Consider the following 22786-nt stretch of genomic DNA (forward strand, 5'->3'; position numbering starts at 1 on the left):
TTAAAATATGAATCTAGCTCAGCAAATCCATAAAAAACTGAATACAATCTTTGCACCTAGCTTTTTAGAAGTAATAGATGAAACGCATTTGCATCATGGCCACCCCGGGGTAGATACCAGCCGCTCATCGCATTTTCGAGTATTTATCAATGCTAAATGTTTTGCCAGCTTAACAAAATTAGAGATACATCGTAAGATCAACGAAGCTTTAAAGCTAGAGTTGGCTAATTCCATTCATGCTCTAGCAATAGAAATTTTAAAATAATTATTTTTTAAAACGTGGATGCGCTTGTTGATAAATTTTTAGCAAATGCTTGCTGTCAATGTTGGTATAGATCTGCGTGCTGCTAAGGCTGGCATGTCCTAGAAGTTCTTGAATGGCGCGTAAATTGGAACCATTTTGCAATAGATGCGTCGCAAAAGAATGGCGTAAGGCATGCGGAGTAACTGTTGCGGCTAATCCTAAAGCATGGCGCAGCAAGCGCACAGACCGTTGTACTATCTCTGACCGTAACGCTTTGCCGCGTAGCCCACGAAAAAGCTCGGCCTCGGGGGGTAAATCATAAGGGCAAAGCTTTTTATATTCTGCAATAGCCTGATGCACAACAGGCAAAATAGGTACGATACGTGTTTTGCCTCCCTTGCCCTTTATATAAAGATTGCTTTGCTCTACGTTAGCTACATCCTTTGCCTTTATGCTCAAGGCTTCGTTAATACGTAATCCTGCGCCATATAGCAGAGTTAACACTGCGCAATCACGAGCTTGTACCCATGCTATATTATGCTTTTGCGTAGGTCTTGCAACTAAACTTATAGCATTTTCTGTTGTTAAGGTGCGCGGTAGATGCAGCTTTATGCGTGGCGCTTTTAGCGCTTTTATTGCATCATTTTTTACTAGATTGCGTTTTTTTAAATAAGCAAAAAAACTACGCAAGGCAGCTTGTTCACGCGCTAAAGAACGGGCGGTTAGTCCAGATTTTTGTCTAAATGCTAAAAAACTACGAAAATCCATTAACTGTAGCAGCTTCAAATCTTCTAAGCCCAATAATTTAGCCAAATGTTGTGACATAAAGTGAAAAAACTGCCGTAAATCTCGTTCATAAGCACAAACAGTTAGGTGGGCATAGTTTTTGCTATATTGCAAATATTCCAAAAACTCTGTTTTTACCTTTAAAAGCTCAGTATCCGCTTCTATTAACAATAGCTGTTTCATAAATTTTATATATCTTTGCCTTGTAGTAATGCTGGCGACATAGTGCTTTGTCCAGTTGCTTGGGCTATAAAATAATTTTTAAGTTTTTCACTTCTATTGACTAAATATAAGCCAATATCGCGTAATTGCCGTATCATAATATAATCATTAGAAAATAATTGATGCAAAAAATGGCTGCCAAACCCCATGCGCACTAACTCCAAGCGTCTTGCTGTTTGATAAGCCTCTAATTGTGTACTCATACCTATATCTAGTCCTAATCTGGCATTTTTTACAATAATTTGGGCCGCAGTAGCACAATCGCGCAAGCCTAAATTCAAACCCTGTCCGCATAGGGGATGTATGGCATGGGCTGCATCGCCAATTAGCATAAATCTTGGCTTTATTAAGCTATGCGGTAGAATCAGCTCCAGGGGAAAGGCCTGTATTTTGCTATCTAAGCTCAGCTTGCCAAGATAACGTCCAAATCTTTGCTCTAAAGCCTGAATGAAAATTTGTGAATCGCTGCTAAGTAATTGCTGGGCATCTTGTGTGTTTTCTGTCCAGACTAAAGAAGAGCGCTGTCGCGAAAGGGGCAAGATAGCAAAAGGTCCCGCGGGTAAAAAATGTTGTATCGCGACGCCATTATGGGGCCATTCATGCTTTACCGTGCAGACAATAGCTTTTTTTTCGTAATTCAGTGTAAAGCTTTTAATACCAATGGCAGCGCGCAAGCGTGAATGTTTACCATCTGCTGCGATTAACAATTTAGTCTGTTGGAGTGGTTTATTTGCCAGTTTTACTGCTACATAATTATTTTCAACTGTAAAATTATCTAGCTCGCATTGATGAATAATTTCAATATTAAGCTCGGCCGCTCTTTGATATAAGGCTGGCATAAAATCTTTGGTTTCTATCATATAGGCTAAAGCTGGCAGCTCTTTAGCTGTAAGCTGTAGCAGCTTGGGGCGAATTATATCTTTTAACCTAGAATCAGTAATGTCCATTTTTAATATTGGCTCTGCTTTTGCCTCTATGCGCGACCATATTTGCAGCTTTTGCAGCATTTTGACGCAATCTGGGGCAATGGCGTGGCATTTTTCATCTGCCAAATGCGCTGACTGGCTGCGTGAATCAATTACGCAAAACTTTAGGCTGGGTCTATATTGTTTTATTGCAATGGCCAAACAAAGCCCGGCATAAGAACCACCGACAATGAGTAAATCGTTATTAAAGCTTTCGTTGTGCTGCATAAACGACTCCTATTATAAAAAGAAATTGACTATAGAATATATATAAAACTATAATGGTAACCATAGCATATATAACATATTAAATTGGATGATGCATGCAAGAGCGGCCCCCCATTAGCTTTGATAGTGAAAAATTTAGTCAAGCCAGTTTTGCCGTTAATTTTATTTGGCGGCCATTGGGTAGCTTGCTTGGCCTGTTACTGCTGGGGGTAATTGTAGTGCTAGTAATGGGGCTAGTTACTTGGCATATGTCCGATCCTTCCTTGAGCTATGCTAGCGGCAATTCAGTGCAAAATCTTGCTGGGCATTTTGGAGCAGTTTATGCCGATTTGTCTATGCAGATGCTAGGCTTGGCTAGTTTGGCCGTACTGTTGCCTTTATTTTTTTTGGCAATTCTTTTGATAATTGGCCGTAGCATTGGCTATGGGTTTTTACGTATATTTTTCTTTATATTAAGCGTTTTAAGCTTTGCTGCAGCTTTGAGCGCTATTGGTAAAAGCGCGACCTGGCCTTTGGACGTTGGTATGGGCGGGGTGATTGGTGACAGAATTGTCGGGGCGCTAGATTCTATGTTTACTATGCCAGTTAAGCATCTTTATCGTCTTATTTTTGCTGGTATAGCCATTCCCTTCTCTTTGTGGGCTATGGCGATTGCGGGCGGAGTAGCGTGGCCTTACAAGCCAGTTTTACCTAGTAGCATAGAGCCAGAAGAGGTGAAGATAAATTTTGCTAATTATGACCCTGATTATGATGAATTGCCGCCAGATATTTTAATAGATGGTAAGGCCGTGGACGCTGTAGAAGAAGAGCCAAAAACTAGCGTCTTTCTTGGTTGGTTATTGCATAATTGGTTGCGCCTACGCGGTATGTTTTACAGATTTATTAAATATTTTAGCAGAGAAAAAATAGAGCCTGTTCGTCATGACACCGAGCCTCGTTTTTCAGAAGAACAATTAATGGTATTAGACCCAGCCTTTGTAGAACGTAAACCTAAAGCAAAGCCACGGCGCGAGAAATCACCAGCTAAAATTATGCCCGATATAGCATCAATGGCTTTGCAGTCTATAGGCTTTGAATTGCCAGCATTGGGGTTTTTGAGTAGTCAAGTACGTAATAAACGCGGGGCAAAATTTAGCGACGAATATTTGCGTAAAAATGCCCAGCAGCTAGAAGCAGTTTTAGAAGATTTTGGGGTAAAGGGCCAAATAATTAATGTACGACCAGGGCCCGTAGTTACCTTATATGAATTAGAGCCAGCGCCTGGGATAAAATCGTCCCGTATTATTGGTTTAGCAGATGATATTGCTAGGTCTATGAGTGCGCTTTCGGCCCGTGTTGCTGTTGTGCCAGGCCGTAATGCTATAGGTATAGAATTGCCAAATGCGGAGCGAGAAACCGTATATTTGCGTAGCTTATTAGAATCACGTGCTTATAATGATAGCAAGGCTAGCCTGGCTTTGGCCCTGGGCGAAGATATCGGCGGTGAGCCAGTAATTGCTGATTTAGCAAAAATGCCGCATTTATTAGTCGCTGGTACTACCGGCTCGGGTAAATCTGTTGGCATAAATACTATGATTTTATCCTTGCTATACAAACTTAGCCCAGCGGAATGCCGTTTTATCATGGTAGATCCTAAGATGCTAGAACTATCTGTATATGAGGGTATTCCGCATTTGCTGAGTCCGGTAGTAACCGACCCTAAGAAAGCCGTGGTTGCTTTAAAATGGGCTGTGCGCGAAATGGAGGATCGTTATCGTAAAATGGCTAAAGTCGGGGTACGTAATATCGACGGCTTTAATCGCCGGGTAAAAGAACTAAGCCAAAAGGGCGAAAAAATAACCAGGCAAGTGCAAACGGGCTTTAATAGCGAAACCGGTGCAGCTATTTTTGAAACAGAGTATTTAGAACTGAAACATCTGCCATATATAGTTATAATAATAGATGAGATGGCAGATTTGATGATGGTAGCTGGCAAGGAAATAGAGGGCGCAGTGCAGCGTTTGGCACAAATGGCACGTGCGGCTGGTATACATGTGATAATGGCAACACAGCGGCCTTCTGTAGATGTTATTACTGGTACTATTAAGGCAAATTTTCCAACGCGTATTTCTTTTTCGGTAACGTCAAAGATAGATAGCCGTACTATATTAGGCGAGCAAGGGGCAGAACAATTGTTAGGCCAAGGAGATATGCTGTTTATGATGGGTGGCGGGCGCATTCAACGTGTGCACGGGCCATTTGTAAATGATATGGAAGTAGAAGAAGTGGTTAATCATTTAAAACTACAAGGTTCGCCAGATTATCTAGATGATGTAACGCAAGAAGCGGAAGAAGAGCAAGAGGCAAATTCTGTAGCGAATTTGGGTAAATCAGATGACATTTATGACCAAGCCGTAGCAGTTGTTTTGCGTGACCGTAAAGTTTCGACCTCTTATATACAAAGGCGCTTAGGGATAGGCTATAATAAAGCAGCCTCGCTGGTTGAAAGAATGGAACAAGAGGGGCTAATCTCAGCCGCAAACCGGGTTGGTAAGCGTGAGATTTTAGTCCCAGAGGAAGGATAATTGATGTTTAAAATAATAAAAAAATCAGCTATTTTTGCTAGCCTAATATGGCTGGCGTTGTTTAGCCAAAAGGCTTATGCGGCTAGTGCTGAAGCTACAGCCCAGAATATCTTGGACAATTTTGCTGCTACAGCTACACAAATGTCCGATTTTATACAAATTGGCCCCCATGGTGAGCGAACCCATGGAACTTTTTATCTAGAACGGCCTGGTAAAATAAGATTTTTTTATAAAGACGCCCCGCTTAATATAATAGCAGACGGTACCTCTGTAGCAATAAATAATACGCGATTGGATAGTTGGGATTTGTATAATCTGAGCCAAACACCTATGAAAATGCTGCTGGCAAATAGCATAGATTTGCGCCAGGGCCAGCTTGCTGGGGTAACGCGTAATGGCAATCTGGTTACTATAATTTTGCGCGATAGACAATTGGGCAATGGCTCTTTGCGCTTGAGTTTTGGTGCTCGCGATCATGAATTGCAGCAATGGACATTGATAGATGCACAAAATTTACCAACAACGGTAAAGATTTTGAATAGGCAAAAAAATGTCGGGTTTGAAAAAGATATGTTTGCCATACCGTACCAAGATATCGCTATGAAGCGGTAATGATTAGTCTATTTGCTTTTTTTATTTTACAGCTCTGAGTGTAATATGTTCTGCTGATATTTTAGCTAAGGGGGGTGTTATGTTGCATAAGTTTTTTATGAGTGTATTTGGGTTTTTGACGTCAATTATTTCAAGTTTTTTTACTGCTACAGTTACAGTAATTATTCAACACAATAAAAACTTAATTTGGAACTATTGTGTAAAATGGTACATGCGAAAAAAAGCTGAGTATTTCTTAAAGAAATATAGGGAAACGCGTACGGAACAATCTGATGTTGTTATTACAGATCACTCAGACTCCGTCTATGCCATAAATAATGTGAATAGGGGTGTGATATATATAAAGCGGCCAAATAAAGCAAGGCTTGATATGAAGGATCCTGGGAAAATTATTATTTCGGACGGCAGTAAGATATTAGATACAAATCTTGCTTCTGGTAAGAGCGAAGAGTTTTTGGATTGTAAGTATCATCCATTGCATTTTTTCTGTCGTGACAAGATAGATATGACAGATTTTTCGAAGGTGGTGTGCGGTAATGACAGTGATGGTGATACTATAATAGATTTAGAACGCAAAGGTGGCGCTAAATTGAAACTTACTTTTGCCTCTATACTTAAACCTAAAAAAGGCAATTTTTTGAAAAAATATGAAGAAATAGATAATGATAAGATAACGAAATCTTATGAATTTTCAAACACGAAAAAAGATGTAGAAATTAAAGAAGATATGTTTGCCATACCCTATCAAGATATTGCTATGAAGCGCTGATGTACAGCTTCTAATTGCCTTTCACTTGACAATTTTGAGCATAATATGTTCTGCTGCTATTTTAGTTAATTAATGGTGGTGTTTGGGTGCATATATTTTTTACGTATATAGTTCCGTCTCTGGGGTTACTTATTTCAGTCGTTAATCTTTTTTTGCCTCCAGCTGTTCTTCAAAATATGAAAGATTCATTTTGGCGTTCTGTACGTAAACGTACTCTTTTTCCTTCAAAAGAGGAAAGGCGCGCGCAGGCTATTTTAAATAAATATACTAAAACGCGTACTGAAGAATCTAAGTTTGTGCTGCGATGTTTAGATGACGTTAATAGGGATCACTATTACGGTAATGTTTTTGACCGGTCATCTTCTAGTAGGATTTATATACAGCGGCCAGATCACGCACAATTTTATGATTATAGTGCTTGTTTAAATATTCTTTCAAATGGCCATACCATAGTGGGTATTAATGATGCCTCTAATCGCAGCCAAAAGCTTTTGGAGTTTAAGTATTCCCCATTGCATTTTTTCTGTCGTGACAATATAGATGTGGTAGATTATTCGGATGTGTCCCTTGAGGAGGATGTTGATGGTATTATTACTATATATTTAACAGACAAAGATGGTGCTCAATTGACACTTACTTTTAATAAAGACTATGTTTTGAAGAGATTTGCGATAGTACATATCGATAAGGATGAAGCCATAGCGTATGAATTTTTAACCACGAAGAAAAATGTAAAATTTGAAAAAGATTTTTTCAGAAGGCCTGAACCCTATGTCACTCAAGGGCCTTTATGAAATTTTCTCTTGCGAGTTGGAATATAAATTCGGTGAGGCTGCGCATAGAGGCAGTGCTAGCTTTTCTACAAAAATGCGATATAGACACGCTTTGCTTGCAAGAAACTAAATGTGACGATAGCTGTTTTCCCTTAGCGGCCTTCCAGAATATCGGTTACCAGCATATTGCTATAAATGGGCAAAAATCTTACAATGGCGTGGCGATAATATCGCGCTTGCCTTTTTTGCGCAGTTCAAAGCAGCTTTTTTGCGGACTTAATGATTGTCGCCATATCAGTGTAGAAATGAATATCAGCGGCAAAGATATTTTATTGCATAATATTTACGTGCCAGCAGGTGGGGACGAGCCTGACCCGGAATTGAATCCTAAATTTAAGCATAAATTAGATTTTTTAACAGAGATGTGTGGCTTAAATAGTATTTCTCCCAACAATATCAGTTCTATTTTAGTTGGTGATTTAAATGTTGCGCCGTTAGAATGCGATGTTTGGAGTCATAAGCAATTATTGAATGTGGTTTCCCATACTCCGCAAGAAACACAGCTGTTGAATCAAATAATGCAGGCTGGAGCTTGGCGCGATGTGGTGCGTGAAGCGATACCAGCGCCTGAGAAATTATATAGCTGGTGGAGCTACAGAGCTCGCGACTGGCAGGTGAGCGACCGCGGGAGAAGGTTAGACCATATTTGGGCGGCAGAAGATTTGCTTAAATATTTAACCGCTATAGACATAGCAAAAGAATTACGTGGTATAGAAAAACCTTCGGATCACGTACCAGTTATAGCAAGATTTGAACTAAATTAACTTAAATTCATTTTGTTTTTATGGTGTAAATGTTATATTTATGCCTATGACTTATTTGAAAACTATATTTATGCTTGATTTATTCAAAAATAAAAAATTATTATTGTTATTAGGGCTGTTGATATTATGTTGGCTTGTAGCAAAAATGTTTTTTGCCCAACCCGAGCCAAAATATATTACGGCCTTGGCACAGCGCGGTAATATTGAGCGCAGCGTTTTGGCTAGTGGTATTGTAAAGCCGCAGCGGTTAGTGGCAGTTGGCGCGCGCGCTACGGGCCGTATTTTAACGCTGCATGCGGTGCCTGGCAAAATGGTTCAACAGGGGCAATTATTGGCGCAGATTGACCCGACAACGCAAGAAAATGAACTAAAAAACGCTCAAGCTATTTTAAACAATTATCAAGCAAAATTAGCCCAGCAAGAAGTTCAGCTAAAGTTTAATCAAGAAAAACTAGATCGCGCCAAAACTTTATTAAAATCAAATGCCATAATGGTAAGTAGCTATAGTGAAGCCAAGGCCCAGATGCAAATGAGCCAAGCAGAAATCCGAGGGCTAAAGGCGCAGATTACGCAAGCAGAAATAGGCGTGCAGACAGCCAAGGTAGATTTAGATTATACTAAAATCAAAGCGCCAATTAGCGGTACTGTACTGGCGGCCTTGGTACAAGAGGGGCAGAATATTAATTCTGTACAATCGGTACCTACTATAGTCATTTTGGGCGATGTAAGCCGCATGCGTATTTATGCGCAGATATCTGAAGCCGATATTACCAGGGTTAAAGTTGGGCAGCCAGTTTATTTTACCGTGGTAGGCAATCCAAATAAAATTTATCAAGCCAAGTTAGAAATGTTAGAGCCGGCTCCAGAATCTATACGCGGTGATATTAGCTTTAGTCCTTCTAGCTCTGGCACTAGTTCCGGTTCGGCAATTTATTATAATGGTATTTTTACTGTTGATAATAGCGCGCAGGATTTATTAACCTATATGAGCTGTGAAGTGCATATATTGCTTGGCAGTGCGCATAATGTTGTGCTTATACCGGCCAATGCTTTGCAGAATTTACAGGGTGATAAAGCGCAAATATTAGTAAAATCTGGCCGCACTATAACCAAGCGCGACATTACCATTGGGCTTAATAATAAAGTAATGGTAGAAGTAAAATCTGGCCTGAAGGCAGGAGAAGAAATTGTTACCGGTTCTAATGATGGTAGCGCTATAGATGTAGAAAAATATCGCCATGTTAGATCTATGTGGTAATAAACTATGCAGCCTTTAGTCGTATTAAAAAACATAAAGCGGGTATTTCGCTCCGGTGAAGCTGATGTTTATGTGCTAAAAGATATCAATTTAACAATAAATAAAGGCGAAATGGTAGCTATTATCGGCTCCTCTGGTTCTGGTAAATCTACTTTGATGAATATTTTGGGCTGTTTAGATAAGCCTAGTGGCGGCGCTTATGAAATTGCTGGCCAAAATATTGCAGATTTAGATTCCGATCAATTATCCCAATTGCGGCGCAATTATTTCGGGTTTATTTTTCAACGTTACCATCTTTTACCAGCGCTTAGTGCGTTGGGAAATGTTGAGATTCCTGCTATATATTCTGGCATGGCTAAAGCTGAGCGTTTTAAACATGCTGCTGCTTTATTACAGCGCCTGGGATTGGGGGAGCGTTTATATCACAAGCCAAATCAGCTGTCTGGTGGGCAACAACAGCGTGTGTCCATAGCTAGGGCTCTTATTAATAATGCCGAGATAATTTTGGCTGATGAGCCAACAGGTGCTTTAGATAAGCATAGTGGCGAAGAAGTTTTAAAAATATTAGATGAATTACATCAAGGCGGGCGAACTATAATTATAGTAACCCATGATACAAATGTTGCCCAAAAAGCGCAGCGTATTATCGAAATAAGCGACGGTAATATAATTGCAGATTATTTAAATGAGCATTATAAGACTGCGCCTTTTGATAAAAATCTAGTGCAAGAAGCAGCGCAGCAAAGTCATAGCCAAGGACGCAACGCTGTTTTTGACAGGCTACGTGAGTCTTTTGCAATGTCGATGTTGTCCTTGCTGGCAAATCCTATGCGTAGTTTTTTAACAATGCTAGGTATTATAATAGGTATTGCGGCAGTGATCTCTATGGTTGCGCTGGGTAATGGTACGCAGGCGCAAATAATGGCTAATATTAATAGTTTGGGGTCTAATACTCTTACTATTTATCCTGGTAAATCTATGTCGGATGCACGAGCCGGATTAATAACCACTCTTACCGATAGTGACGCAAAAGCCTTAGAGCAGCAGCCATATGTAGCTGGAGTAACGCCAGAGGTATCTGGTAATGCGCAAGTTAGCTATGGCGATATTTCGGCTCATGCCAATGTTACAGGGGCAAGCGAGCAGTTGTTTGTAACAAAAAAATTAGAATTAGCACAGGGTAATTTTTTTACCAAGGAAGATGTTCTTAACCGTAATTTAGATATGGTGATAGATCAGCAAACGGCAGATACTGTTTTTGGTAAAAACGCCTCTAATATATTAGGCAAAACTTTATTTATTGGCTCAGCCGTAGGGCGAGTTATTGGGATAGTAAAAAATTATACTACTGGTCCTGCTTCAAAAAATTTACAAATATATCTGCCCTATAGCTCTGTACAAACGCGCTTTTTAGGAAATGATCATAGTGTACAATCGATAATATTGCGCGTAGCGGATAATATTGATTCTAACTCGGCAGAGCAAGCGGTAACAAAATTTTTAACTATGCGCCATGGCGGGCAAGATTTTTTTATTAGAAATAGTGAAGAATTTCGCAAAAAAGTCAATCAAAGCGTTGGAGTATTAACATTGCTGGTGTCGTCCATTGCTTTAATATCGTTAATTGTAGGCGGTATAGGGGTTATGAATATTATGCTGGTAACAGTCTCAGAGCGTATAAATGAGATTGGGGTAAGAATGGCGGTTGGCGCTAGGCAAAGTGATATTTTGCAGCAATTTCTTATAGAGGCAGTGTTGGTTTGCATGCTGGGCGGGATTATTGGGATTTTGCTAGGGCTCTCGCTTAGCTTGGTTTTTGAGTTGGTGCATGCACCATTTAAATTATTATATTCTACCAGTTCTATTATCGTGGCTTTTGTATTTTCTAGCCTTATTGGTGTGGGCTTTGGTTTTATGCCAGCGCGCAATGCTTCGAAATTAGACCCGGTTAGCGCCCTTAGCCGTGATTAATAGCGTTAATAATAGCTTTGCCGCTGGTTTTTAAATATTTAACATATTCGCAATTTAATAAGAAAAATCTAGCGAAATTTAAATGTCTTAAGCGCTGGGTTATACTGTTATAGTCCTTTACCGGATAGGCTATAAGTTGTGTATTGGGCAAGGTTAGCTTTAGCTCTAGCATACTTCTGGGCATGTGGTAATCATTGGTGACTATATAGACGCTATTATAATTATTTTTCTTTACCCATTCTGCGGCTTCGGTAGCGTTTTCTGCTGTATTGGAAGCTTGGCGGCCGATATCTATTTTTTGCGCTAGTTCCTTGTTATTTATACCAAGCGCGTGGATAACAGCGGCATCGTCTAAATTTTTATTAGCTCCGCTGATTAGTAAACGCGCACCTTTTTGCTGCTTTAACAATTGCAATGCTGTTTTTAAGCGCGCGTGACCACCGGTTAGTACAATTATTGCGTCTGCTTTGCGAATATTACGTTGCTCGCGGTTTGTTTCTACCAAAATGGCAAAAGCTATAAAGCCTACCAATAAGATAAGGCATAAGCTGTATAAATGGTAGCGTAGCTTCATAATCTTTAGCCTACCATGTCTAACAGTTTTAGCTTATGCTTTATAGTAAAGCGGCTTGTAATTATTGTTAAGCTAGAAACGGTAATAATTAGCATTATAATCTGTAAATAACAAAAAGCATTTAATCGAAAATTATTAAAAAACGCTGACAAGGCTATGTTACTGCCACTTGTAGTATAATATGGTGCAGCAATAAAAAATATAAAGAATAATATTATAGTAGCGCTACTTCCTAAGGCCGCGCCCTTAACAGCCTTTTGTAAAAAGTCTAATTCAAATTGTCTGATAATATAACCGCTTTCTGCTCCCATAAAATGTAAAATATTTATTATGTCCTGGTTTGCCGAAATTGCGCTATTTGTCGCAAAAATTATAGTAATAATTAGGGAAATAACCAATAAACACACGATAAAAGCAGTTACAATAATATTGCTATTGGCCAAAATAGTGAGTTCTTTTATCCATTTGCGATGGCTGTTAAAACGGCTGTTTGGTATGTATTTACGCAGGGTAGCGCTAAATTTTTCGCTATTAAATTTACTGTTGTCAGTAAAATGTATAATTATAAGCCTGGGTAGTGGTAGTGCATTCATATTAAAATCTTTGCCTAACCATGGCTCTAGCAAAGCTCGTGTAGCGCCATCGCTTAAGATCTGTGCGTCATATACACCATCAAAGCCCATAGCTAAATTGCTAGCTAAATTTAAATCATTTGCCATATCTCGGGTTGGGTCTGGTATTATTTCTATAGTAGATTCGCTTGCAATTTGCTGATTCCAGCGCACGGCAGTTTGGTGTAGTAGATTAGCGCTGCAAAGGGCTAAGCTGCATAAAAAACTCATGATGATTATGCCTATTATTAGAGAGTTTTTTGCCTCATTTTGGTTGCGTATTATATTGTCGCTGGGTGCAAACAAAAACTGTTGCATGCTATTTGGTAGCATATGTTTTAAATTATTCATATGAAACTACCTTTTTATTGTTTATAATTAAACATTTAGTACTTAATTGCTTCATTAGACTTAAATCATGCGTTGCTAGCACTACTGCTGTGCCAAATTTATTTAGCTCAACAAATAAATGTAATAATCTCTTGGCTAAGGCGGCGTCAACATTGCCAGTTGGCTCATCAGCTAATAATACTTTTGGCTTTGTAACAATGGCGCGTGCTATAGCGGCACGCTGTTTTTCTCCGCCAGAAAGTACGCTGGGATAAACATGCAAGCGATCTTTTAGGCCAACCCAGCTTAGTAGCTCTACAACCTCGCTGCGATAGCTAGCTTCATCAATACCACGTAATTTAAATGGCATAGCGGCATTTTCGTAGGTTGTGAGGTGATCTAATAAGCGAAAATCTTGAAACACCACGCTAATTTCGCGGCGTAGCGCCGGTTTTTGCTCTGCTTTTAAATAGGCTATATCATGCCCAAAAATATTAATAAGCCCGCGTGTGGGTCGCAAGCTTAACGACATGAGCTTTAGCAAACTGGTCTTTCCGGCACCAGAAGGACCAGACAAAAATTGAAAAGATTGGGGCTCTATAGTAAAATTTACATCATGTAAGATTTCTGCATTTAAATCATAGCGCAAACCAACATTTTCAAACTTAATCACTCACCAGCCCTTTAATTTTGCGTTCTCGTAGTGATTTTAACAAAAATAGTGCCAAATGACAAAAACTATTTTTCAATAAATAAAAGCCATGGAGCTTTATAGGCGTCCACGGCTCTTAGGAAATAAGTTTTACTTTATTCTGCGTTTGCAGCAGCTGCGGCTGCTTGTTCTGCGGCTGCCTTAGCAGCGGCAAGACGCTCTTGCGCTTTTTTGCCTGGCAAAGCTTTTGTTGGATTATTGCGTTTTTCGCGCTTTAAGAGATTAGCTTGATCTAAGAAGCGCAAAACCCGGTCTGTAGGTTGCGCGCCTTGGCTTATCCAATGTTGTATACGCTCTTTTTCTAGCTTAACACGCTCGCCATCTTGTGCTAGCATTGGGTTCCACGAGCCTATTTTTTCTATAAACCGTCCATCACGCGGGGCACGCGCATCTGCTACCACTATGTGGTAATAAGGACGTTTCTTAGAGCCTGCTCTAGCTAAACGAATTTTTATTGCCATAATTTTCTCCTGTTAATATAGCTTATAATAGTTCTTCTTGTTCTTTTACCGATCTTTTCATAATCAAGCTAAAAAGTTCGTTAATAAAGTCTTTGTCTAATTTTCTATCGGCTCCTGTTTGCTGCAAGCTCGCTATGTGGGTTTTTTGGCGAGCTTCATCTAATACAGGTCGGCCCTCTTGGCGTTTTAATATTGCAATATCGCGTATTATGCGAAAACGCTGGGCTAGAATATGTATTAGCGCGGCGTCAAGATCGTTTATAGATTCTCGCAAATCAAGTAATTTATTGTTTTTATCCATTTTACTTCTCTATTTGTCTTTGAAAAACCCTGGCAGTTTTACGCTATTTGCTAGCCCACTTAACCCTTTAGAGGAAAAACTCTTGGCCATTTCTTCCAAATTCGGTAAATCAGCGCCAGCGCCTAAGCCAGCGGGGCTACCCATGCCACCTAACATTTTTTGTAGCATTCCACCCTTGCCTTTATCGCCCATCATTTTCATCATGTCGCCCATTTGGCGTTGCATTTTTATAAGCTTATTGATTTGCGCTGCATCTGTGCCAGAGCCTTTAGCAATACGCTGCTTTCTGCTATGTTTTAATAAATCTGGGTTAGCTCTTTCTTGCTTAGTCATTGATGAAATTATTGCTAATTGCTTGCGTATGAGCTGGTCATTTATGCCAGCGTTCATAATCTGATTTTTCATCTTGGCTACGCCAGGCAACATACTCATTATATTACCTAATCCGCCTAGCTTTTGCATTTGCTGCAATTGAGTGGCTAAATCGTTAAAGTCAAACTTACCGCTTTGCATCTTTTTTGCTAAAGCGGCTGCTTTTTCTTTATCCAGATTCTCCGCTGCCTTTTCCACCAGGCTTACGATATCTCCCATGCCCAAAATGCGATCGGCTATACGTTTAGGATAAAAATCTTCTAAATCATCAAGCTTTTCACCCACGCCAACGGCTTTAATGGGCAGGCCAGTTGCTGCTCGCATGCTAAGCGCGGCCCCGCCGCGTCCATCGCCATCTATTCTAGTTAAAATTATACCAGTTAAAGCCATACGCTCATTAAAAGAAGAAGCTAAATTAACGGCATCTTGCCCAGTTAAGCTATCTGCTACCAATAAGATCTCATGCGGGTTAGTGGCAACCTTTATTTGCTGCAACTCTTGCATTAAATTTTCATCTATATGGGTACGGCCAGCGCTATCTAAAATTAATATATCAAAAGACTGAGATTTTGCGGTAGCCAAAGCGCGTTTTGCTATTTCTGTTGGGCCTTGCCCTTGCACAATAGGCAGGCTTTCTATTTGAATTTGCTCCGCTAACTGCCGTAATTGTTCTTGTGCGGCTGGCCGCTGCGTGTCTAGTGAAGCTAGTAGGACTTTTTTGCCTTTTTGGGTTTTTAGCCGTTTGGCCAATTTAGCACTTGTAGTGGTTTTTCCTGAGCCTTGTAACCCTACCAATAATAGCACTACAGGGGCTGCGGCATTTAAACTAATAGTCGCTTCATCCGTGCCTAGAATCGCAACCAATTCATCATGCACTAGCTTAACTACCATTTGCCCTGGTTTTACAGAGCGTATGATTTGTGCGCCAACCGCTTTTTCGCTTACTCGTTTTATAAAGCCGCGAACAATAGGTAAGGAAACATCGGCCTCTATTAAAGCGGCTCTGATCTCGGCTAAGGCTTGTTGGGTATCTTTTGGTGAAAGGCTGCCGCGGCCTGTTAAATTGTTAAAAACCTGCCCAAGTCTATCTTGTAAAGATTCAAACATAGTTTTGTGCCCCTATATTATACAAACAAATAAAGCACCCGAGGACGCTCTGCGCTGTCGGATGTTAGCTAAAGGTCTGTGCAATAATTGCGCCCTAGCTTATATTTATATAATACTTAATGTTAGATAAGTAATGCAGTTTTGCAGTAAACTATAATTACAGCATAAAGTCAAGCTGACCGCGCTAGTTTTTCAAAAGTTTTGCTAGCTTCCTGCCATATCCATAGTTCGCTTTTTTCTATAGCAAACCATACCGCGCTTAGGCTTAATTTCTTTGCTTCTTCCAATTGTTTGATCCAGGGGAAACTGCGTAAATTCAATAGCGATTGCTTTAGCGAAAGTTGCTCTAGAGCTGTATGTTTTTGGCTTAAAGTTAAGGAGCTATCTGCTAGTAATTCTTTGCTTAAGGGGGTTAATAAATCTAGCCATTGGCCAATAAAATCGCTATTTGCTATGGGGTTCATGGTGTTATTTAAAACGCCAGTTATACCACCGCAATTTTCATGCCCTAATATAACTATATGATTGATTTTTAGGATTCGTACGCCATATTCTAAAGCAGCAGAAGTTGAGTGATGCTGGCCGTCTGGTTCAAATGGTGGTATTAAATTAGAAATATTACGCACCACAAAAATTTCGCCTGGTGCGGTATTAAAAATAGTTTCTGGTGAAACACGAGAATCACAACAAGCGACAACCATAATTTTTGGCGTTTGCCCTTCTCTGGCAAGTTGTTTGTAATGCTGCTTGTCTGTTTTATTAAGGCTGTTTTTAAAGCTTGCATAGCCTTGCAGTAAGCTTTCTGGCAGTGTAGTCATTAATTCTTTTTAATCCTGCTATAAAATAAAGAAATATATTTTACATTAGCATAATTTGTATTAGAATAGCTTGAGATAATTGCAAAAGGGATATACCGTGTCAATAGATAATGTAGTTGAAGCCACAAAACAGCTAGTGATTAAAGGAAATGCGCCAATAGACTATGCCGCGCTTGTGCCTTTAATTCTGGGCGCTGTGTCTAAAGAGGATTTGCAGCAATTTACGGAGCAGGAGCAGCTGAGCCTAGTTAAAGAAGCTGCTAGCGCCTTGCTGGACTATAAAACAGACAAACCCATATTACGTTTTGCAACAGAGGGGCTTTCTCGTAAAGGCAAACCTATAGTAGTTATAACAGTTGTAAATGAAAATAAGCCATTTTTGCTTGATTCAGTTTTAAATACTATAAATGACTCCAAATTAGCTTTATATATGGTAGCTCATCCTATTTTAGACATAGCACCGCATGAATCTGGTCTTTTAGTAAGCAGCGCTCAATTTGCTGAGCAAAAACAACATCGATTAAGTTTAATGCAATTTGCTGTAGAGCATATTAGCATTGCTTCGCAAGAACAATTAAATGGTAAGCTACAAGAGGTTTTAAACTCTGTTAGCCGCGCTGTGGCTGCCTGGCCTTCGATGGTAACAAAGGTTAAAGAGGTAGCAACTAATTATCAAAATTTGGCGGCAACTAAGCGTGATAGCGAAATGGAGGCTGTGGCAGAGTTTTTATTGTGGTTGGTTGATAATAACTTTACCTTTCTTGGCCTAGGCGAATATAAGCTTGAGGATAATAAATTATTAGCAGATCCTGTAAGTTTTTTGGGTGTAGATCTGCCGAAAGAATTGAACTGGCCTATGGGCGCTAATTTATTAACTATTACCAAGGCAGATGAGCGTTCAAAAGTTCATAAATTTGTGTGCTTAGAAGATATATATGTAAAAATCTTGCAACCGCAAAAGGAAGCCGCTTCGGTTCTGCGTATTGTTGGGCTGTTTACAACTAGTGCTTATACGAATGCTGTATGTTCTATTCCATATTTGCGTGATAAAGCGAATATCATTGTTAAGCAATTGGGCTATAATGTTAAGGATCATTCTGGCAAGGCGTTGCTAAATATTTTAGAGCATTATCCACGCGATGAGATGTTTCGTACAGATGTCAAACAATTGGCAGAAAATGTTGCCCTGTTGCTAGAGCTAGTAGACAGGCCGCGACTACGCGTTTTAAGCCATCCGGTAGATGCGACATCCTTTGTTACAACTTTGGTATATTTGCCAAAGGCGCAATATAATATAAGCAATTGCGAAAAATTAGGTCAGTATTTGCTAGAAGTTTATGGGGGCGATTTTTACGAATATAGTTCATTTTTTATGGACACAGCCATAACACGTTTGCATTATATTATTCACCGTAATGCTGCAACTAAAGCACCGCAAATAGAAAGAGAAACGCTAGAAAAAGCTATCTCTAGCATTACTCGCAGCTGGAACGAAAGTCTGATAACCGAAGCTGGCTCATCCGGTGCTGAAGATCCGACCGTGCATTTGGCGGCAAAGTTCCCGCCTATCTATCGCGATAGTTTTGACGCCAAAGCTGCTCTTGAAGATGCGCGGCATATTTTAGAGCTTGATGCAGAAAAACCATTATTCGTACAGTTTTATCGATCTGCTGAGCAAGAAGAAAATAAGGTTAGTTTAAAATTATATCACCGACAAACTGCCCTTATGTTATCTGAGCGTGTGCCTCTGTTAGAAAATATGGGTTTTACAGTAATAAATGAGCAGACATTTGAATTGTTGGATGAGAATGATCAGTTGATTTATATGCATTCTATGCAATTGCAGCGCAGTAATCAGGCTAAAGTAGATCTAGAAAATGTTGCGTTGCTGAACGCGACTTTTGAGCAAGCATGGGCAGAAAAAATTGACGATGACGCTTATAATAAATTATGTCAGTCGGCAAAATTGGCACCGCGAGAAGTATTGATTCTACGGATATATGGGCGTTATTTGCAACAAATAGGCATAGCTTATTCTCAGAAGCATTTGGCAAATGCCCTGGATGCTTATGGTAATATTGCACGCGATTTATATGAAATGTTTTATCAAAAATTTGCTCCGCAATTAGATTCTGAGCAAAGCAAAGCTAAAATAGAGCAATTGCGTAGTAAGATAGAAGAAGCCTTGCAGAGTGTGCCTAATTTGGATGATGATTTAATTTTACGACGTTATGTAAGTCTTATAGAAGCAAGCCAACGCACCAATGCTTTTGCTAGCCAAGAAAATGGTGAATTGCGCTCTATTATAGCTATTAAATTTGATCCACGCTTGATTGAAGGCATGCCGCAACCTAAGCCATATCGCGAAATATTTGTTTATGGCATGTTGGTAGAGGGCGTACATTTGCGTTTTGGCCCTGTAGCGCGCGGCGGTATTAGATGGTCTGATCGGCCATTAGATTATCGTACCGAGGTGTTGGGTTTGGTAAAAGCCCAGCAAGTAAAAAATGTGGTGATAGTGCCTGTGGGTTCAAAAGGCGGGTTTTACCCACATCAATTGCCACAAAATGCGGATAGAGCGCAATTAAGCGAAGCTGCGCGCCAAGCTTATATAGGCTATATCGATGCCATGCTTTCGATAACAGATAATTTGGTAGCGGGCAAAGTGCAGCCACCAAAGGATGTAAAGCGGCTTGATGGCGATGATCCATATTTTGTTGTTGCTGCAGATAAAGGTACCGCAAGCTTTTCTGATACAGCTAATGCTATTAGCCAAAGCCATGAATTTTGGTTAGATGACGCTTTTGCTTCTGGTGGCTCGGCGGGCTATGACCATAAAAAAATGGGCATTACCGCTAAAGGCGCTTGGGAAGCTGTAAAGCGCCATTTCCGTGAGTTGTTTAACCGAGACATCCAAACGCAACCTTTTACAGTAATCGGTGTTGGCGATATGTCTGGTGATGTGTTTGGCAATGGTATGTTGTTATCTAAACAGATAAAGCTTATAGCGGCTTTTGACCATAGAGATATTTTTATTGACCCTAACCCAGATATAGCTACTAGTTATGCCGAGCGCGAGCGTTTGTTTAATATGGAGCGTTCTAGTTGGCAAGATTATGATGTTACTAAGATTTCGAAAGGTGGCGGTGTATTTTCGCGTTCAGCAAAAGCAATAAAACTAACGCCAGAAGCCGCTGCCGCGATTGGTCTGCAACAACAATCAGGTACGCCGTTTGAGATAATTAATGCCATATTAAAAGCCGAGGTAGATTTGTTATGGTTTGGCGGTATTGGTACGTATGTTCGTTCTAGTAGCGAAACAGATGCGCAAGTCGGGGACAGAGCTAATGATAGTGTCCGGGTTACGGGCAATCAATTGCGTGCTAAGATTGTGGCTGAAGGTGCGAATCTTGGCTTAACGCAACGTGGTCGTATAGAATATTCTATAGCTGGCGGGCGCTGTGATACCGATGCGATAGATAATTCTGCCGGGGTTAATTGCTCGGATGTAGAGGTTAATATCAAGATTGCTTTGGCAAATGCTATGCGTAATGGTAAGCTTACGCGGGAAGAGCGAAATGAATTATTGAAAAATATGACCCCAGATGTGTCGGCACTGGTTTTGTATAATAATTATCGGCAACCTCTGGTATTATCGCTTGCTCAAGATATGGCAACACGTAATTTGCCGCAACAAATGCGCTTTATGTCTAGTCTAGAGCGTCAAGGGCGGCTAGATCGCAAAGTAGAAATCTTGCCGTCAGATACTGCGTTAAAAGAACGGTTGTTGCATGGGCAAGCTTTAACTAGACCAGAACTTTCGGTGCTAATGGCTTATGCCAAGCTAACACTGCAAGATGAGCTTACAAATAGTGAATTTTTGGACGACAGTTATTTTCATGCAAGATTGTTGGCGTATTTTCCGCCATTAATGCAAAGCAAATTTAGCGCGGAGATAGAGCGTCACCAATTGCGGCGCCCTATAATAGCTACTATCTTAGCTAACGCTATTGTCAATTCTACCGGAGCTATTTTTGCTTTTCGTTTAGCTGATAAAGCAGGTATAGATATTATTGAAGTGGCAAAAGCTTATATCGCTATTCATGACGGTTTTGCTGTTGAATCTTTAATTAAAGATATCGATGCTTTAGATAATATTATTCCAGGCCAAGTGCAAAACGGATTATATAAAGAGGTAATGGTAAAATTAGCGCAGACTATAGAGCTGTTTTTAAATATGGTTAAGCTTTATCCTCGTTTAAATAATGAATATAGTTTAAGCGAAATAGTAGAAAAAATTGCAAAAGCCCATAATTATCTATACGATAATGCTAAAGATATATTGCCAGATGAGTTATATGCAGTGCTAGAGCAAAAACAAGCACAATATATATCCTTGGGGTTAGAATCGAGCTTGGCTCGTAGATTAAGCTTCTTGCAAATATCTATAAGAATTCCTGATATTGTTTTGATGTCGGTGCAGGAGAATATTGATTTAACTATACTTAGCCGTAGTTATTTCAAAATCAGCACTATATTTAAAATAGATCAAGTTGAAGAGGCCAGTAACGCTATTCCTGTAATTGACTATTATGATGATATGGCTTTGGCGAGAGCAAAGGACGCTATTGGGCGTACTTTGTGCCAAATTACGGTTAATGTAGTAAAAAATCATAAAGACACGGATACACCAGTATCTGCTTGGCTTACCCAGCGATATAATGAGATTGAGCCGATAACGGCACGTATGAATGCTTTAATAGAGGCAGATTTGAATATTTCACGCTTTGTTGTAGCAGCTTCTATGATGGGGGATTTATTAGGGCTTTCTACGTAATTTGCTACAATATCTTAAGTATAATTATTATTGCCAGGGCGGCAAGCGGTCTAGCTCTAGTAGAGCTTGGTAGCTTTGCCTTGGCCTAATAATAGCAAATTGCGTGTCTTTAACCAATATTTCTGGTATCAATAGCCGGCTATTATAGGTGCTAGCCATAACTGCACCATAGGCGCCAGCACCTAAAATAGCTAACATTTCCCCATTGTTAACCATTTCTATTTCTCTATCTTGGGCTATATAGTCGCCTGTTTCACAAACGGGGCCTACGATATCAGCATGTATTTTTGGTCTAGTTGGTTGTTGCTGTACCGTTATTATTTTCTGGAAAGCGTTATATAAAGTAGGCCGCAATAAATCATTCATGGCTGCGTCAATAATTATGAATGTTTTGTTATAGCTTTTTTTGCTATATAATACCGAGCTTACTAGTATGCCAGCATTTCCGACTAAAGAGCGTCCTGGTTCGCATATAATCTTTAAACCACTATTTGCAAAATATTTTGCAGCTAGTTTTGCATATTGCTCGATATTATCTTTATCTTCTAAATCTGCGCCGAGCTTATTATAATCAATGCCTAGGCCGCCACCAATATCTACATGGGCAAGTTCTATATTATGCGCATTTAATTCTTTAATAAACTGGTTAATGACATGAAATGCCTCGCCAAAGGGGGTTAAATCGCGTATTTGACTGCCAATATGCACATCTATGCCGCAAATTTTTATATAGGCTAGCTTAGCCGCATACTCATATAATGCTAATGCTTGGCACAATTCAATTCCAAATTTGTTATGAGACATGCCCGTGGCAATTTTTGGGTGTGTTTTTGCATCAATGTTTGGGTTAACTCTAATAGAAATGCGTGCTTCAATAGCCAAAAAAGCCGCGCGCTGGGCCAGTAACTCTAGCTCGGCCTTTGATTCTATGTTGAAACAGCCAATATTAAGCTGCAAAGCATGATCTATCTCTTCAATGCTTTTGCCGACGCCAGAGAAGATAATTTTTTGCGGGTTAATTTTTGCGTGTATAGCCCGTTTCAATTCACCATGCGAAACAATATCGGCGCCGCAGCCAAGTTCACCAAGTTGACTTATTATAGCTTGATTAGAATTGGCTTTTACTGCATAGGCAATTAAATATTCGCCTATCGGTTTGAAGGCAGCATGGTAATAGCTGCATAATTTATTTATAGTACTAGAACTATAGCAATAAAAAGGTGTGCCAATAGTTGCGGCTATAGCGCTAATTTTAACATTTTCGGCAAGTAGCTCGCCTTGTTCATTATAAATAAAATCTTGCATAATTCAGCGCTAATTTAGTAAAGGATCTAGGATAAATTTATGGTTTTGTAGCTGCTTTGTTATCACAGGTGGCCCAGCGCGCCCGCACGCCGCTAAAAGGACAGCAGCCAAGCTTAGGCCAAGAAAAAGTTTAGTTAATGCC

Annotated in this window: 18 protein-coding genes and 1 pseudogene; 9 read left to right on the forward strand and 10 right to left on the reverse strand. The window is 39.9% G+C overall.

From position 1 onward, the window contains the following. Positions 1–7: 7 nt before the first annotated feature. Positions 8–265 (forward strand): BolA family protein, encoded by a 258-nt coding sequence (locus QVL57_RS03080; protein ID WP_290075643.1) that lies wholly within the window; start codon positions 8–10, stop codon positions 263–265. Here QVL57_RS03080 and QVL57_RS03085 read toward each other — a convergent pair whose 3' ends face one another. Next, positions 266–1213: a tyrosine recombinase XerC gene (locus tag QVL57_RS03085; protein ID WP_290075645.1), complete on the reverse strand. Its 948-nt coding sequence runs from the start codon at positions 1211–1213 to the stop codon at positions 266–268. It abuts the gene before it with no gap. 5 nt (positions 1214–1218) lie between these two features. Further along, positions 1219–2445 (reverse strand): FAD-dependent monooxygenase, encoded by a 1227-nt coding sequence (locus QVL57_RS03090; protein WP_290075646.1) that lies wholly within the window; start codon positions 2443–2445, stop codon positions 1219–1221. A gap of 95 nt (positions 2446–2540) precedes the next feature. On the opposite strand from QVL57_RS03090, the gene QVL57_RS03095 reads away from it, so the two are divergent. From QVL57_RS03095 to QVL57_RS03125, 7 genes are all read left to right on the forward strand, one after another. Beyond that, positions 2541–5009: a DNA translocase FtsK gene (locus QVL57_RS03095; RefSeq protein WP_290075649.1), complete on the forward strand. Its 2469-nt coding sequence runs from the start codon at positions 2541–2543 to the stop codon at positions 5007–5009. 3 nt (positions 5010–5012) lie between these two features. Further along, positions 5013–5621 (forward strand): outer-membrane lipoprotein carrier protein LolA, encoded by a 609-nt coding sequence (locus QVL57_RS03100; protein WP_290075651.1) that lies wholly within the window; start codon positions 5013–5015, stop codon positions 5619–5621. 79 nt (positions 5622–5700) lie between these two features. Then, positions 5701–6390: an outer-membrane lipoprotein carrier protein LolA gene (locus tag QVL57_RS03105; protein ID WP_290075652.1), complete on the forward strand. Its 690-nt coding sequence runs from the start codon at positions 5701–5703 to the stop codon at positions 6388–6390. Between the two features lie 176 nt (positions 6391–6566). Further along, positions 6567–7184, forward strand: coding sequence for an outer-membrane lipoprotein carrier protein LolA (locus tag QVL57_RS03110; protein WP_290075654.1), 618 nt, complete (start codon positions 6567–6569; stop codon positions 7182–7184). Next, positions 7181–7987, forward strand: a complete 807-nt coding sequence (locus QVL57_RS03115; RefSeq protein ID WP_290075656.1) for an exodeoxyribonuclease III — start codon at positions 7181–7183, stop codon at positions 7985–7987. The genes QVL57_RS03110 and QVL57_RS03115 overlap by 4 nt, the downstream gene beginning before the upstream one ends. 46 nt (positions 7988–8033) lie before the next feature. Beyond that, positions 8034–9245, forward strand: a complete 1212-nt coding sequence (locus QVL57_RS03120) for an efflux RND transporter periplasmic adaptor subunit (RefSeq protein ID WP_290075657.1) — start codon at positions 8034–8036, stop codon at positions 9243–9245. 6 nt (positions 9246–9251) lie between these two features. Then, positions 9252–11216, forward strand: a complete 1965-nt coding sequence (locus tag QVL57_RS03125; RefSeq protein WP_290075658.1) for a MacB family efflux pump subunit — start codon at positions 9252–9254, stop codon at positions 11214–11216. Here QVL57_RS03125 and QVL57_RS03130 read toward each other — a convergent pair. From QVL57_RS03130 to QVL57_RS03160, 7 genes and pseudogenes are all read right to left on the reverse strand, one after another. Next, positions 11203–11790 (reverse strand): YdcF family protein, encoded by a 588-nt coding sequence (locus QVL57_RS03130; RefSeq protein ID WP_290075659.1) that lies wholly within the window; start codon positions 11788–11790, stop codon positions 11203–11205. The two genes, QVL57_RS03125 and QVL57_RS03130, sit on opposite strands and share 14 nt — an antisense overlap. A 5-nt stretch (positions 11791–11795) precedes the next feature. Further along, positions 11796–12752 (reverse strand): hypothetical protein, encoded by a 957-nt coding sequence (locus QVL57_RS03135; RefSeq protein WP_290075661.1) that lies wholly within the window; start codon positions 12750–12752, stop codon positions 11796–11798. After that, positions 12745–13404 (reverse strand): cell division ATP-binding protein FtsE, encoded by a 660-nt coding sequence (gene ftsE, locus QVL57_RS03140; protein WP_290075662.1) that lies wholly within the window; start codon positions 13402–13404, stop codon positions 12745–12747. The genes QVL57_RS03135 and ftsE overlap by 8 nt, the downstream gene beginning before the upstream one ends. 134 nt (positions 13405–13538) lie before the next feature. Beyond that, complete coding sequence (gene rpsP, locus QVL57_RS03145) at positions 13539–13904, reverse strand: 30S ribosomal protein S16 (protein ID WP_290075664.1); 366 nt, start codon at positions 13902–13904, stop codon at positions 13539–13541. Between the two features lie 22 nt (positions 13905–13926). Further along, complete coding sequence (locus QVL57_RS03150; RefSeq protein WP_290075666.1) at positions 13927–14205, reverse strand: chorismate mutase; 279 nt, start codon at positions 14203–14205, stop codon at positions 13927–13929. 57 nt (positions 14206–14262) lie between these two features. Beyond that, positions 14263–15684 (reverse strand): annotated as a pseudogene (gene ffh / locus QVL57_RS03155) (signal recognition particle protein); the annotation flags it as partial. A gap of 170 nt (positions 15685–15854) precedes the next feature. After that, a complete protein-coding gene (locus tag QVL57_RS03160) occupies positions 15855–16502 on the reverse strand; it encodes a carbonic anhydrase (RefSeq protein ID WP_290075668.1) in 648 nt (215 codons plus the stop codon). A 97-nt stretch (positions 16503–16599) separates the two neighbouring features. Here QVL57_RS03160 and QVL57_RS03165 point away from each other — a divergent pair, with 97 nt between their 5' ends. Continuing rightward, a complete protein-coding gene (locus tag QVL57_RS03165; RefSeq protein ID WP_290075670.1) occupies positions 16600–21339 on the forward strand; it encodes an NAD-glutamate dehydrogenase in 4740 nt (1579 codons plus the stop codon). Positions 21340–21366: 27 nt separating this feature from the next. Here the strand turns inward: QVL57_RS03165 and lysA are convergent, their stop codons facing one another. Then, a complete protein-coding gene (gene lysA / locus QVL57_RS03170; protein ID WP_290075671.1) occupies positions 21367–22644 on the reverse strand; it encodes a diaminopimelate decarboxylase in 1278 nt (425 codons plus the stop codon). Between the last annotated feature and the right edge of the window lie 142 nt (positions 22645–22786).

Origin of the sequence: Bartonella sp. TP, from assembly GCF_030406085.1 — a bacterium.
In the GTDB taxonomy this organism is placed as follows: domain Bacteria; phylum Pseudomonadota; class Alphaproteobacteria; order Rhizobiales; family Rhizobiaceae; genus CALTWN01.